9 protein-coding genes and 2 riboswitches are annotated in these 14,847 nt (G+C 70.8%); of the genes, 1 reads left to right on the forward strand and 8 read right to left on the reverse strand.

The window, feature by feature from the left end; all coding sequences use genetic code 11:
- The 8 genes from BXA10_RS09075 to BXA10_RS09105 form a co-directional block, all read right to left on the reverse strand.
- Complete coding sequence (locus BXA10_RS09075; RefSeq protein ID WP_076469697.1) at positions 1-3,090, reverse strand: FAD-binding and (Fe-S)-binding domain-containing protein; 3,090 nt, start codon at positions 3,088-3,090, stop codon at positions 1-3.
- On the reverse strand, positions 3,087-4,853 hold the full coding sequence (locus BXA10_RS09080) for a thiamine pyrophosphate-dependent enzyme (RefSeq protein ID WP_076469699.1): 1,767 nt from the start codon (positions 4,851-4,853) through the stop codon (positions 3,087-3,089). Before BXA10_RS09080 ends, BXA10_RS09075 begins: the two co-directional genes overlap by 4 nt.
- Positions 4,854-5,094: 241 nt before the next feature.
- Positions 5,095-6,648, reverse strand: a complete 1,554-nt coding sequence (locus BXA10_RS09085) for a PQQ-dependent sugar dehydrogenase (RefSeq protein WP_175649145.1) — start codon at positions 6,646-6,648, stop codon at positions 5,095-5,097.
- Positions 6,649-6,991: 343 nt separating this feature from the next.
- Positions 6,992-8,881 carry a Na+/H+ antiporter NhaA gene (nhaA, locus tag BXA10_RS09090; protein WP_076469703.1) on the reverse strand — a complete coding sequence of 630 codons (1,890 nt, stop codon included), beginning with the start codon at positions 8,879-8,881 and terminating at the stop codon, positions 6,992-6,994.
- A 174-nt stretch (positions 8,882-9,055) separates the two neighbouring features.
- Complete coding sequence (locus BXA10_RS09095; RefSeq protein WP_084752425.1) at positions 9,056-9,901, reverse strand: energy-coupling factor ABC transporter ATP-binding protein; 846 nt, start codon at positions 9,899-9,901, stop codon at positions 9,056-9,058.
- Entirely contained in the window at positions 9,895-10,638 is a 744-nt protein-coding gene (gene cbiQ / locus BXA10_RS09100) for a cobalt ECF transporter T component CbiQ (RefSeq protein ID WP_084752428.1), read from the reverse strand. Before cbiQ ends, BXA10_RS09095 begins: the two co-directional genes overlap by 7 nt.
- Positions 10,639-10,959 (reverse strand): energy-coupling factor ABC transporter substrate-binding protein, encoded by a 321-nt coding sequence (locus BXA10_RS30365; protein ID WP_084752430.1) that lies wholly within the window; start codon positions 10,957-10,959, stop codon positions 10,639-10,641.
- Positions 10,956-11,633, reverse strand: coding sequence for an energy-coupling factor ABC transporter permease (locus BXA10_RS09105; RefSeq protein WP_076469705.1), 678 nt, complete (start codon positions 11,631-11,633; stop codon positions 10,956-10,958). The genes BXA10_RS30365 and BXA10_RS09105 overlap by 4 nt, the downstream gene beginning before the upstream one ends.
- Positions 11,634-11,662: 29 nt before the next feature.
- Positions 11,663-11,834: riboswitch (cobalamin riboswitch) on the reverse strand.
- Between the two features lie 253 nt (positions 11,835-12,087).
- Positions 12,088-12,306: riboswitch (cobalamin riboswitch) on the forward strand.
- 121 nt (positions 12,307-12,427) lie between these two features.
- Between BXA10_RS09105 and BXA10_RS09110 the strand changes: the two genes are divergently transcribed.
- Entirely contained in the window at positions 12,428-14,818 is a 2,391-nt protein-coding gene (locus BXA10_RS09110; RefSeq protein ID WP_076469960.1) for a ribonucleoside-diphosphate reductase subunit alpha, read from the forward strand.
- The last annotated feature ends 29 nt before the right edge of the window (positions 14,819-14,847 follow it).

The raw sequence follows: 14,847 nt of genomic DNA on the forward strand, positions 1-14,847 counted from the left end.
TCACCCCCGACGACGCGTGGCCCGCACCGCGAGCGCGGCGGCGGGTCCCAGCGCGGCCAGGCCGGCCAGGCCGACGGCGAGCAGGCGGGTGGGGCGGGACGGCGGGTGGGGTCGCTGTGACCAGCTCCGTTCCGGCTCGGGCGGCACGGTCGGGCCGTGCAGGCCGGCGCGGAGCAGCTCGGCCAGGTGGATCGCCGACCGACCGCCGGCCGAGCTCTGCTCCACCTGGGTACGGCAGCTGAACCCGTCGGCCAGCAGCACGTCGGTGTCGGCGGCGGCCCGTACGGCGGGCAGCAGGACCCGTTCGGCGCACGCCTCGGAGACCTCGTAGTGCCCCTGCTCGAAGCCGAAGTTGCCGGCCAGGCCGCAGCACCCGGAGTCGAGGAATTCGGCGTGCACGCCGGCGGCGGCGAGCACCGCCTGATCGGCGGCGGTGCCCAGGATGGCGTGCTGATGGCAGTGGGTCTGGATCAGCGCGTGGGCCGGCAGCCGGGGCGGCTGCCAGCCCGGGGTGTGCTCGTGCAGCAACTCCGCGAGCGTGACGGTCTGCTCCCGCAGCCGGCGTACGTCCTCGTCGGCGGGGAACAGTTCGTAGGCGTCGCTGCGGAAGACCGCCGTGCAGCTGGGTTCCAGGCCCACCACGGGGGCACCGGCCCGCAGGAACGGACGCAGCACGTCCACCGTGCGGCGCAACACCCGCTTGGCCATGCCGAGCTGACCCGTGGAGATCCAGGTCAGCCCGCAGCAGACCGGGGCGTCCGGCACCCGCACCCGCCAACCGGCGGCCTCCAGCACCTCGACCGCCGCCTGCCCGATTCCCGGGTGGAACCGGTTGGTGAAGGTGTCGGGCCAGAGCAACAGTTCGCCCCGCGACCCGTCGCCGTACGGGCTGTGCCGGCTGAACCACTGTTGGAAGGACGTCCGGGCGAAGGAGGGGATCTGCCGGCGCTGGTCGATCCCGCCGACCAGCTTCGCGAGTCGGGTCAGCCCGGGTGCCTGGGCCAGCGCGTTGACGGCGCGCGGCGCGACCCCGGCGGCTACGGCGACGACCGGCAACCATCCCATCGAGTAGTGCGCGCGTGGCCGGATCCGGCCGGCGTAGTGGTGGGACAGGAACTCGGCCTTGTAGGTCGCCATGTCCACGTTGACCGGGCAGTCCGCTTTGCAGCCCTTGCAGGCTAGGCAGAGGTCGAGCGCGTCCCGAACCGCGGTGGAACGCCAGCCGTCGGCGATGGCACCGCCGCGTCCGGTGCCGTCGAGCATCTCGAACAGCAACCGTGCCCGCCCCCGCGTCGAGTGCTCCTCCTCGCGGGTGACCATGTACGACGGGCACATCACCTCGCCGTGTTCGCGGCGGCACTTGCCCACGCCGACGCAGCGCAGCACGGCCTCGCCGAAACTTCCGCCGTCGTCGGGGTAGGCGAAGACGGTCCGCACGCCGCCGTGGTTGTAGTCCACGCCGAGGCGCAGGTGGCTGTCCAACGGGTACGGCGGCATCACCTTGCCGGGGTTCATCCGGTCGTCCGGGTCGAAGATCGCCTTGAACTGCCCGAACGCCCGCACGAGCCGGTCGCCGTACATCTTCGGCAGTAGCTCGGCGCGGGCCTGGCCGTCGCCGTGCTCGCCGGAGAACGAGCCGTCGTAGGAGACGACCAGGTCGGCGGCGCGCTCGATGAAGGAGCGGAACTGCCGGATCCCCTCGGCGCTACGCAGCCGGAATGGGATGCGGCTGTGCACGCAGCCCTGCCCGAAGTGCCCGTACACCGAAGCCTGTTCGAGGCCGTACTCGCGGTACAGGCCGAGGAGATCCCGCAGGTAGGCACCGAGCCGGTCCGGCGCGACGGCGGAGTCCTCCCAGCCGGGCCAGGTGCTCTCCCCGCCCGGCACGTGTGCCGTGGCGCCGAGCCCCGACTCACGTACCTTCCACATCCGCTGCTCGGAGTCCGGATCTGCGAACTCGTGCACGACCGGCCCGCCGTCGCGGCGGACGGCGTCGACCAGCCGCTCGGCCGCCGCCCTGGCCTGCTCCGGCGTGTCGCCGCCGAGCTGGACCATCAGCCAGGCCCCGCCGGCGGGTAGTTCGTGCAGCGCGTGCGGGTGCAATCCCTTACGTTGCTCGAAGTTGATCAGCTTGTCGTCGATGCCCTCGAGCGCGATCGGCTGATGTGGCAGGATTCGCGGCACGTCGTCCGCGGCGGCGGCGATGTCCGGGTAGCTGAGGAAGACGAGCGACTGGGCCGGCACGATCGGGACCAGCTTGAGCCGGGCGCGCAGGATCGTGACCAGGGTTCCCTCGGACCCGACCAGGGCCTGGGCGAGGTGGAAGTTCTTCTCCGGCAGCAGGCTGTCGAGGTTGTAGCCGGAGACGCGGCGCGGGATGGGCGGGTAGCGGTCGCGGATGTCGGTCAGGTACTCGTCGCGCAGGGCCCGCAACTGCCGGTAGATCTCCGCCGGGCGGCCGCCCCGGCGCTGGATCTCGGCGTACCTCTGGTCGTCGGTCTCCCCCACCCACATCCGGGTGCCGTCGTAGAGCAGCACCTCCAACTCGACGATGTTGTCGACCACCTTGCCGGTGCGCTGTGCGGTGGCGCCGCAGGAGTTGTTGCCGAGCATGCCGCCGAGGGTGCAGTGGTCGTGGGTGGCCGGCTTGGGACCGTACTGGAGGCCGGTCGGGGCGAGTCGCTCGTTGAGCGTGTCGAGCACGATGCCGGGTTCTATCAGGCAGGTGCGCGCGTCGGTGTCGACCTCCAGCAGCCGGTGGCAGTACTTCGACCAGTCGAGCACGACGGCGGTGTTGGTGCACTCGCCGGCCAGGCTGGTGCCACCGCCCCGGGAGAGCAGCGGGGCCCGGTGGCGGCGGCAGACCGCGACGGCCGCGACCGCCGCCTCCACCGATCGGGGTACGACCACGCCCAGCGGCACCTGCCGGTAGTTGGAGGCGTCGGTGGAGTACGCGCCCCGGGAGCCGGCGTCGAAGCGGACCTCGCCGTCGACCTCCGCCCGCAGGTCGGCGGCGAGCGCCGACAGGTCGAGGTCCTGGACCGGGCCGGGTCGCCGCACGACCGGTGCCGGGCGGAGCACCCTGGTCACGGCCGGAGCTCGTTGATCTTGTCGCGGGCGACGCTGGCGAGCGTGGCCATCTTCTTCGGTTGGCCGCGGAGGAAGGCCTCGGTGAAGTGTTTCGCCTGTTCGTAGTGGACCTTGCCGGGCATCGGTGGCTCGTTCGGGTTGACGTCGCAGTCGACAAGCGCGGGTCCGGGGTGCGCGAGCGCCTGCCGGATCGCGTCGGGCAGCGCCTTCGGGTCGGTGACCTTGGCGCCGAACGCCCCGCACGCACGCGCCCAGGCCCCGAAGTCGGCCTCCGGCTGCCGGTGCCGTACGGCGTACTCGGGGTAGCCGAGGATGATCTGCTCCCAGAGGATCTGCCCGTACGAGTTGTTGTTGTTGATGATCACCTTGATCGGCAGCTCGTGTCGGACGGCGGTGAGGAACTCGGCCATGAGCATGGCGAAGCCGCCGTCACCGACGAACGCGATGACCTGCCGTCCCGGGTGGGCATGCTGGATGGCGATCGCGTACGGCAGGCCCGGCGCCATGGTGGCCAGGTTGCCGGACAGGTAGTACTCCCGCCCGCCCCGGATCGTCCAGTGCCGGGCCGACCAGGTGGCGATCGTGCCGGAATCGCAGGTCAGGATCGCGTCGTCGGCGGCGGCCTCGTCGACACAGCCCATCAGGTACTGCGGTGCGATGGGATGCCGCTCCGGGTCCCGAAGGCGCGCCATGTCGGCGAGCCAGGTGTCCCGCTCCCGCTGGTACTTGCCGAGGAACGACCGATCGGTGCGGGTCTGGAGCAACGGCAGCAGCTGCTGCAACGCGAGCCGCGCGTCGGCGGTGACGGCCGCGTCGACCGGCAGCCGCATGCCCATGAGGCTCGGGTCGACGTCGATCTGCACCACCCGCGCCTGCCCCGGCGAGGGCAGGTACTTCGCGTACGGGTAGGACGTGCCCACCATCAGCAGGGTGTCGCACTCCTCCATCAGCTCCTCGCTCGGCCGCGTGCCGAGCAGGCCGAGGCCGCCGGTGGTGAGCGGATGGTCGTCCGGGACGACCATCTTCCCGGGCAACGTCTTCACGATGGGGCTGCCCAACGCCTCCGCCACGGCGAGCACCTCCGCCCGTGCGCCACGAGCACCGATCCCCACCAGCATGGCGACCTTGCTGCCGGCGTTGAGCACCTCTGCCGCCCGCTGCAGGTCGGGCTGGGCGGCGGGCACCGCGGGCAGCGACACCACCGGGCTGCTCTTCGGTGGCTCTCCGGGGCTGACGTGCCGGTACGGGTCCTGGGTCACCGCCGCAACCTGCAGGTCGTTGGGGAACGTCAGGTGCGCCACGGTCCGCTTGGTCAACGCGTTGCGGATGGCGATGTCCAGCACGCCCGGCATCTGCTGCGGGTTGGTGACCATCAGGTTGTACGCGGCCACGTCCTGGTAGAGGTGCGTCGTGTGCACCTCCTGCTGGTAGTTCGAGCCCAGCACCGAGGTCTCCTGCATACCGGTGATCGCCAGCACCGGCACGTGATCGAGTTTGGCGTCGTAGAGACCGTTGAGCAGATGAATCGCGCCCGGCCCCGACGTGGCGGCGCAGACCCCCAGCCGACCCGTGGCCTTGGCGTACCCCGTGGCCATGAAGGCGGCCGCCTCTTCGTGGTGCACCAGCACGAACCGCAGCCGCTCCTGATGCCGGCGGAAACCCTCCATCAAGCCGTTGATGCCGTCACCCGGCAGGCCGAAGATCGTGTCCACCCCCCACTCCAGCAGCCGCCGGGCCAGGCACTCGCCAACGATCTCCTGCACGTCGTCCTCCTGGTTCCGGGTTCGCCCACCCTCGATCGGTGCCGAGCCCGCAGCTCCGCGAGCGCCGAACCGGACAGCGTCCGGCAGAGCAGCCTTTTCGGCGGCTACCCGCCGACCTGGGTGGTAAACACCGGAACGGCGCGAAATTCCACCACCAACGGGCGATCCGCGGGTCAGCAGGCGCGGACGACCCGCCCGCCCCGGCACGGGCAGGCGGGTCCTCCCAGGACGTCGACGTTCTTCAGCGTCGATGGACCGTGTAGACCTTGCCGTCGGTCAGCGAAAGCACGGCCAGGTTGCCGTCCGGGTCGGTCTCGATGTCCGTGACGGCGCCGAAGTCCCGGCCGACCAGGAGGCTCTCGCTCTCCGTGATGTCGTGCTTGGCGACGTTGTCCGCCACCCGGTCCTTCAGGCGCGGATCGTCGACGGCGATCTGCCGGCCGTTGCCGGTCAGGTTGAAGCGGAAGAGGTATCCCCCGTCGAGGGCACCCGTCGCGGCACCCATGAAGAGGTCACCCTCGAACTGTGGCCCGAGCCTCCGGCTGTCGAGAAAGCCCATCCCGCCGGGCGCGACCTCCCATTTCCAGCTGAACTCGGGATCGCTGTAGTGCGCCCCGGGGAGCATGAAGAGCCGGCGGAGCGCCTGCTGCGGGCTGTCCGCGATGTTGGACGGCGGCCAGCGCAGTTGCTGCAGGTTTTGTCCGCCGAACGTCGTCTCGATCTCCTTGAACTGGCCGACCCGCGCCACCGGCCCGGCGATCTGAATCCAGCCGCCGTTCATGCCCGGCTCCAGGCGATTGAGTTCGCTGAAGCTGTCGTCGCCGTTCTCCTGCATCCACACGTTTCCGGTGTCGGGGTCGACAGTCATGCCGAAGCCGTTGCGGTGACCGTACGAGAAGATCTTCTGCACGGTCGCGCCGGCCTCGCCGCCCATGGCCGCGCCCGCCCGGAAGAACGGGTTGGTGATCGGGGTGCTTCCGTCGTCGTTGAGGCGCAGCACGACCCCGCTGAGGTGGGCGCCGTCCGGCTCCGGGCCGCCGAACTGGTCGTCGGGCACTCGCGCCCCGGGGCAGTCGGCGGTCGGGCCGCAGGTGAGGTTCTGCAACTGGCCGCGCCGACCGAGGTCGCCGGTGAAGACGTACAGCTTCCGGTCCCGGCCGAAGGTGATCACCCCGCCGTTGTGGTTGCCGCGTGCGGGCTGGCCCGCGTCCTCCTGAACGGCGCGGATGCGGATCAGGTTGCGGTCGAACGTGAGCGTGCTTCCGTTCCAGACGAACCGGTCGACCCGGTTGCCGAGTAGTGGGGTCTCGCTGAGCACGTTGGTGTCCGCGCCGGTCGTGCTCTCCGTCCAGTACAGATATACCCCGGGGTTCGCCGGGAAGCGCGGGTGCAGGGCGATCCCGAGCAGACCTCGCTCGGAACCGAAGTTGACGGCGAGGTCCAGTGGCGTGCCCGCGAGGGCTCCGTCGACCACCCGCTGGACCCGTCCGGTCGTCTTCTCGATCACGAACATGTCGTCGTCGCCGAGGAACGCCAGGCCGGTGGGGCTGACCAGCCCGCTGGCGGCCGTACGCACCGCCAACTTCGGGTCGAGCATCGTCGGTCCGCCCGGCTCGGCGCTGGCCGGGGTGCCGGCCACGGTCATGGCCAGCGCCGTCGCGGCCAGGGCCAGCATCGCGATGGTCGCTCGCGTACGACGGCGAGCGCGTGGTGCCACGCGACCGCCAGGTGATCCATTCGGTACGTCCAGGAGTTTGCGGCGTGGGACGACGGTACGGACGTGTCGTTCGTGCATGCCAGGTTTCCCTTCTTGCCCGAGTGGTGACGGGTGTTCAGCGGACGGCACCGGACTGGGCGCAGCCGCACTGCCGCGGCCTCGCCCGTCGTGCGTGTGGTCGCCTCCTCTCCGTCCAACGCGGGCGCAAGGGCACGGAGTCACGGCCGTCGCTGCTGGTACCGGCCGGGTCCGGCGACCGCCGGACACCCGGCGGGCCGAGGTCGACACCATGCACCGACAGGTTCGACGGAGATGTGCGTCGATACCTCGGTCCCATTGGTAGGCACGCGGCCGGAGTGGGCCCGGTTCACGATCGATCGATGAATTTTCGACGAGATGCCGCCCCCAGCGCCCCACCGGGCTACTGGGGACGAATCTTCGCCTGCGCGAACGCCGCCTTGACCGCCGCCGAGAGCGCGACGATGTCGTACGCCCCGTGGTGACGCCGGCCGTTGATGAAGAAGGTCGGCGTGCCGGACACCCCGCTGAGGTCGGCCGAATCGACGTCCTCGCTGATCCGGTCGGCGCCCCGACGCTCGTCGAGGTACTCCCGGAACCGGACGAGATCCAGGCCGAGCTGGTCCGCGTAGTGGAGCAGGTCGGCCTTCCTCAGCGCGTTCTGGTGTTCGAAGATCAGGTCGTGCATCTCCCAGAACGCGCCCTGCTCCCCCGCCGCCTCGGCGGCCTCGGCGGCCAGTTGCGCGTGCGGGTGCACCTCGGTGAGGGGCAGGTGTCGCCACACGTATCGGATGTTGGTGAATTCGGCCAGCAGTTCCCGGACCACCGGCTCGGCCTGTCCGCAGTAGGGGCACTCGAAGTCGCCGTACTCGACCACCGTGACCGGGGCGTCCGCCGGCCCGCGTATGTGATCACGGTCGGTCTGGACCGGAACCAGCAGGTCGACGATCTCGTCCGCGGTACCGAGCAGCGCGCGGGCGCGCCGCGTCTCCGGCAACCGGGCGGCGAGCCGGAACACCAACCAGGTGACGACGGACGACACCACCGTCGCAACGAGGATGCCAAGCTTCGCCTCGTCCAGGGCGGGGCCGCTCAGCGCGTGGGAGGCGATCAGGAGGGCGACGGTGAAGCCCACACCGGAGACCGCGCCGACGCCGGTCACGGCGGCCCAGCCGACGGGCGGCCGGAGCCGGTTGTGGGTGAGCCTGGCCACCAGACGCGAGGTGAGAATGATCCCCGCCGGCTTGCCGATGACGTACGCCACCACCACACCTGTCGTGACCGCCGAGGTGACGGCCCGGGCCAGCAGCTCGCCGTCGATCACGACGCCGGCGTTGGCCAGCGCGAAGAGCGGCACGATCAGGTAGCTCGCCCATGGGTGGAACAGGTGTTGCAGCCGGTCGTTCGGTGACAACGCGGCGATGAGCCCGGCCCGCACGGAGTGAGCGAACTGCGGGGTGGGTTGTTCGCGGAAGAGCCGGAACAGGTCGCTCGCCCGTTGCAGTTCGGCCCGGCTGGGAGCGTAGGCGTAGGTGAGCAGGCCCATCAGGAGGCCCACCACCACCGGATCGACACCGGAGACCGACACCGCGACCCACGCCGCCACCCCCAGCAGCAGGTAGACCGGCCCGTAGCGGAGACCCACCATCCGGGCGAGCACGACGACGGCGAAGATTCCGGCCGCGACGAGCAACGCCACCGGCGACGGATGCTCCGGATAGGCGACCGCCAGCACCACGATCGCGACCACGTCGTCGACGACGGCGACCGTCAGCAGGAAACCCCGCAACCGGTCCGAGAAGCGCGGGCCGAGGACGGCGAGCGTGGCGAGCGCGAGCGCGGTGTCCGTGGCCATCACCACGCCCCAACCGTGAGCGGTGGCCGTCCCGGCGTTGAACGCCAGGTAGATCACGATGGGCACCAGCATGCCGCCGAGCCCGGCCAGCAGCGGCAACGTGAACCGCCGCCGCTCCCGCAGCTCTCCGATGTCGAAGTCGCGGCGCAACTCCAACCCGGCGACCAGGAAGAAGAACGTCATGAGCCCGCTGTTGATCCAGCTACGCAGTTCGCGGGACAGGGTCCACTCGCCGACCTGCACCGAGAGAGACGTGTGCCAGAACGACTCGTACGACGACGGGCCCAGGTTCGCCCAGACGAGTGCGACCACCGTGGCGAGAACGACCACTCGTGCGCTACCGGTCTCGGTGCGCAGGAAGGTGCGGAGCGAGGCATCGACCCGGCCGACCCACGTGGTCTGACCCGACCACGGTGAGCGGGACGTGCCTCTCGTCATCGCAGTCTCCTCGACCGTCTCGTCAGCCGCTCAGGAATCGGGCAATTCACCGTAACCGGCTGACCGGGGCGACTCGGCGGAATGCACCCCACGCCCCGGTCCACGGTGCTTTGCCGTAGGGAGCAGCCGGTCAGCCGGAGGCGCCGGCGCGGGCGGCGCGACGACGCCCGCCCGTCACCTACCTGCTTGCGCCTCGGCGCTGAGCAGCGCGGCGAGATCGGCGGCGGAGCCGGGGCGGGCCCCGGCCAGCCCGGGGATCCGGTCGAGCACCCGATGCACCAGCGGAGCCCAGGCGGGCAGCAGGTCCGCCGCGGCGAGGAGACCGGTGTCGGCCAGGCCTTCGGCCGCCGGCATCATCCGCACACCCCCGCCGGCGACCACCGCCACCGCGTTCGCCCAGCGGAAGGCGAGGTCGACGTCGTGGGTGGACAGCACCACGGTCGTGCCGCCGGCGTGCAGATCGTCCAACGTCTGCAGCAGCGCCTCCACCCCGGCCGGGTCGAGCCCGGCGGTCGGCTCGTCCAGGATGAGCAGCCGGGGCCGCATCGCGACCGCCCCGGCGATGGCCACCCGTTTGCGCTGGCCGTAGGAGAGCAGGTGGGTCGGGCGTTCGGCGAGCGACGCCACCCCGAGCGCCGCCAGCGCCTCGTCGCAACGCCGCCGGATCTCCTCCGGAGCCAGCCCGAGATTGACCGGCCCGAAGGAGACGTCCTGACGGACGCTGGCGGAGAAGAGCTGATCGTCCGGATCCTGCAACACCAGTTGCACCTGCTGTCGTACCGCTCGCAAACCCGCCCGGTTGTGCCGAACCCGCGTGCCGGCGACGGCGACATGGCCGCAGCCTGGCGCCAGCGAGCCGGCGGCGAGCCGGAACAGGGTCGTCTTGCCGCCACCGTTGGGCCCGACCACGGCCAACCGCTGACCCGCCTCCACACGGAGGTCCGCGCCGGTAAGGACCGGACGGTCCGGCTGGTAGGCGAAGTGCACCCCGGAGAACTCGAGCAACGGGCCGCTCACCACTGCGACCCCACCACGACGCTCACCGCGACTATCAGCACGAGCAGCCCCACGGTCGCCGCCACGAACGGCGCCGACACCCGCCGGGCCTCCACCTGCACCGCGAGTGAACCGGTGTATCCACGCAACGCCAATCCCTCCTCCAGGCGACGCGCGCGGCTGAACGCCCGCACGAAGATCGCGCCCGCCTGCCCTGCCAGCGACCGGTATGCGGTCCGCCAGGTCCGGAAGCCGAGCCGCGCCGCCTGCGCCTCCCGGACCGCGCGCACGCTGTCCACCAGGAGGAAGAGCATCCGGTACGTCAGCGCGGCGACCTCGGTGACGGCCGGGGGAACTCCCAGCCGGTGCAGCCTCGGCAGCACGTCCGACAACGGTGTGGTGGCACTGAACAGCAGCAGGCAGATCAGCGCCGCCACCGACCGGCCGGCCGTCTGCGCCGCCGGTACGACGCCTTCGGCGTTGACCGTCAGCCGTGCCGGCGCGTGCATGGTGACCAGGAGCGGCACCGTCGAGGTGGCTACGAACAGCAGCGGCACCCGCGCCGCCCGCAGCACCACGGCCGGCGACACCCGGGCAGGCCCCACCAGCAGCACCGCCGCCGCAGCACCCGAGAAGAGCGCGCCCGGCCACGGCGGCAGGGCCACCGCGCAGGCGAGCAGCCCCAGCGACAGCATCGCCTTCTCCGCGGGGTGCCGCGACCGCCACGGTCCGGTGTGCGCCGCGATGTCGAGGGCGAACACCTATTCGTGCGGCGGCTTCGCGGCGGAGCCCCGCAGCCGCTGCCGGGTCCGGGCGACCCCGAAGTAGTAGCCGAGAAAGCCGGCGCCCAACGCGGCCTGGAGGGCGAACAGCGCCGACTCCACCTCACCCGAGGGTGGTTCGTAGATCGGGGAGAACCACGGCTCGTAGTCGGGATGGTTGTCGACGATCGCCCGCTCGGCCAGCGCGTCGGCCCCGGTGAACGGTTCCTGACCCGATCCGAGTCCGAGCGCCACCGGTGCCACCGTCAGGAGCAGCACCGCTAGCACCAGGAGCAGGTTGACCCGGGAGAAGCGCTTCATGCCTGCACCGCCGGCGTCCGCAACACTCCGAGCCGGCGCAGGTCGTCCCCGCTGACCCGGGTCAACAGCCGTACCACCAGCACGGAGAGCAGCCCCTCGCTGATGGCCAGCGGAATCTGGGTGAGCGCGAAGATCCCGCCGAACTTCATCAACGCGCCGAGGAACCCGGTCGCCGGGTCGGGGAACGCCAGCGCCAGCTGGACGCTGGTGACGCAGTAGGTGGCCAGATCACCCAGCGCCGCGGCGGCGAAGACCGCCACGTCCAGACCGCCACCGGCCCGGCGGATCAGCGCGTACACCGCGTACGCCACCCACGGCCCGACGATCGCCATCGAGAAGATGTTGGCGCCGAGCGTGCTCAGCCCGCCGTGGGCCAGCAACACCGCCTGGAAGAGCAGCACGATGCCGCCCAGCACACTCATCACCGGTGGGCGGAACAGCACCGCGCCCAGCCCGGTGCCGGTTGGATGCGAGCACGAGCCCGTGACGGACGGAATCTTCAACGCGGAGAGCACGAACGTGAAGGCTCCCGCCGCTCCGAGCAGCAGTTTCGTCTCCGGGTCCCGGCGAACCTGCTGGACCAGCGCCCGGCTGCCATGGACGACGAACGGTGCGGACACCGCGAACCACGCCGCGGCCTGCACCGGGGGCAGGTACCCCTCGGCGATATGCATCGACGACCTTCCTCTCCAGCACCTCGTGGATGAGATCACTCGTCAAGGCCGGTCTCCTGGCTCCCGGATCGACACTCACTCCGGCCTTCCCAGGCCCGGATGGGCCCAGTGGCGTTTTCGGAGATCGCTACCCGGTCACAGTGGCGAGGGCCGCGCCGGTATCCCACCGGCTTCCCGTGCACCTTGACGGCGAGAGGCTATCGGGCGAGCGCCGAGCGGGGCAAGCGGCCGAGGGGCGCCGTGACCTACGCCGCCTCGCCGCTCACGGCTGCGGCGTCGGTTCGGGTCCACGTCCGTCGAACGGCGACACACCCGCCGGGTACGGCGCGAGCCCGGCCTGGCCGCCCCGACGGGTGACGACGGATGCTGGGCCCGCGACGCGATCCGGCGACGGTGAGAATGGCGACACGCTGACGGAACATCTAGTGTTGCCAAACCAAGGATGGCGCCATATATGGTGTCCCACGCAGCTGGTTCGGCCGCACCTGCACGGTGCGGCCGAGGCAAGAGGGAACCCGGTGCGAGTCCGGGACTGCCCCGCAGCGGTGAGTGGGAACGAACGCCGTCATCAAGCACTGGGCCTTGCCGGCCCGGGAAGCGACGGCCAGTAGGCGACCGGGGTGCCCCGGTCACGCCCGCGAGTCCGAAGACCTGCCAGCGCGCCGTACGCGTTCGCGGACGGCGGTCGGAGGTCGCGTGGGACGACCGACGCCATCAAGTGGACGGCGCACCCCGCCGTCGCCATGGCGTTCTCCCGCGTGCCCGAGGCCATCGGAGACAGGCGAGGAGGCGGCATGACGATCGTGCGGGAGAGGTCCGGGTCCGGTTCGGACGGGCCGGAGCAGCGCCGGCAGGCGATGCGGGTGCGCAAGCGCGACGGCGACACCGAGCCGGTGGACGTCAACAAGATCGTCGAGGCGGTCGAGCGGTGGGTCAGCGATCTGGACGAGGTGGACCCGCTGCGGGTCGCCACGAAGACGATCAGCGGGCTCTACGACGGTGCGACCACCGCGGAGTTGGACAAGCTGTCCATCCAGACGGCGGCCGAGCTGATCGGCGAGGAGCCGCAGTACTCCAGACTGGCAGCGCGTTTGCTGGCCGCGTACGTGGACAAGGAGGTCCGCGGGCAGGACGTGACGAGCTTCAGCCAGTCCATCCGGTACGCCCACGGCCTGGGTCTGATCGGTGACGACACGGCCGCGTTCGTGGCCCGCTACGCACGCGAGCTGGACGAGGCCGTGGACCCGACCGGTGATCTGCGGTTCGAGTACTTCGGTCTGCGTACGGTGGCGGACCGGTACCTGCTGCGCCACCCGGAGTCGCGGCTGGTGGTGGAGACACCGCAGTACTGGCTGCTGCGGGTGGCCTGCGGGCTCTCCGAGACGCCGGTGGAGGCGATCGAGTTCTACCGGTTGATGTCGTCGCTGGCGTACCTGCCGAGCTCGCCGACCCTGTTCAACTCGGGTACCCGGCACACGCAGATGTCTTCCTGCTTCCTGGTCGACTCGCCTCGCGACGAGTTGGACTCGATCTACGAGCGTTACCACCAGGTGGCACGGTTGTCGAAGTTCTCCGGCGGTATCGGGATCTCCTGGTCGCGGGTGCGTGGTCGTGGCGCGCTGATCCGTGGCACCAACGGCAGGTCGAACGGCATCGTGCCGTTCCTCAAGACCCTCGACGCCGGCGTCGCCGCGGTCAACCAGGGCGGCCGGCGCAAGGGCGCGGCCTGCGTCTACCTGGAGCCGTGGCATCCGGACATCGAGGAGTTCCTCGAGCTGCGCGACAACACCGGTGAGGAGTCGCGGCGTACGCACAACCTGAACCTGGCCAACTGGATCCCGGACGAGTTCATGCGCCGGGTCGAGGCGGACGGCGACTGGTCGCTGATCGACCCGACCGAGGCGCCGGAGCTGCCCGACCTGTACGGCGACGAGTTCGACGAGGCGTACCGCGCGGCCGAGAAGAAGGCAGTCAAGACGGTCAAGGCCCGGGAGCTGTACGGGCGGATGATGCGCACCCTCGCCCAGACCGGCAACGGGTGGATGACGTTCAAGGACGCCTCCAACCGGCTGTCGAACCAGACCGGCGCGCCGGGCAACACGATCCACCTGTCCAACCTGTGCACCGAGATCCTCGAGGTCAACAACGACGCCGAGACCGCGGTCTGCAACCTGGGCTCGGTGAACCTCGGCGCGCACGTCGGTGCCGACGGCGTCGACTGGCAGAAGCTGCGGTCCACGGTGCGTACCGCCGTGGTGTTCCTGGACCGGGTCATCGACATCAACTACTACCCGTCCGAGCAGGCGGCGGCGTCGAACCCGCGCTGGCGACCGGTCGGGCTGGGCCTGATGGGACTGCAGGACGCGTTCTTCACCCTGCGACTGCCGTTCGACTCGGCGGAGGCACGGGAGCTCTCCACCCGGGTGCAGGAGGAGATCCTCCTGACCGCGCTGGAGACGTCGGCCGGACTCGCGAAGCGGTTCGGTGCGCACCCGGCGTACGCCGAGACCCGCGCCGCCAACGGCGACCTGCACCCGGACCTGTGGGGCGCCGAGCCCACCCAGGGCGAGCGGTGGGCCGCGCTGCGGGCGGCGGTGGCCGCGCACGGGCTACGCAACTCGCTGCTGGTCGCGATCGCGCCGACCGCGACGATCGCCTCGATCGCCGGCTGCTACGAGTGCATCGAGCCGCAGGTGTCCAACCTGTTCAAGCGGGAGACCATGTCCGGCGAGTTCCTGCAGATCAACACGTACCTGGTCCGTGAACTGAAGGCACGCGGGCTGTGGACGCCGGCGATCCGGGATCAGATCAAGCGTGCCGAGGGGTCGGTGCAGGGGATCGTCGAGTTGCCGCCGGAGGTGCGCGAACTGTTCCGCACCGCCTGGGAGCTGCCGCAGCGGGCGCTGATCGACCTCGCTGCCGCCCGAGCGCCCTACATCGACCAGTCGCAGTCGCTGAACCTGTTCCTCAGCGCGCCGACCATCGGCAAGTTGTCGTCGATGTACCTCTACGCCTGGAAGTCCGGGCTGAAGACCACCTACTACCTGCGCTCGCGTCCGGCGACGCGCATCCAGCAGGCCACCGTCGCCGTCGGTCAGGCGGTCGAGCCGATCGTCGCGGTGAGCGACGACGAGGCGCTGGCCTGCTCCCTGGAGAACCCCGAGAGTTGCGAGGCCTGCCAGTGACCACGATCCCCCAACCACGCACCGACAGC

It is taken from the genome of Micromonospora avicenniae (genome assembly GCF_900156065.1).
GTDB classification, from domain to species: domain Bacteria; phylum Actinomycetota; class Actinomycetes; order Mycobacteriales; family Micromonosporaceae; genus Micromonospora; species Micromonospora avicenniae.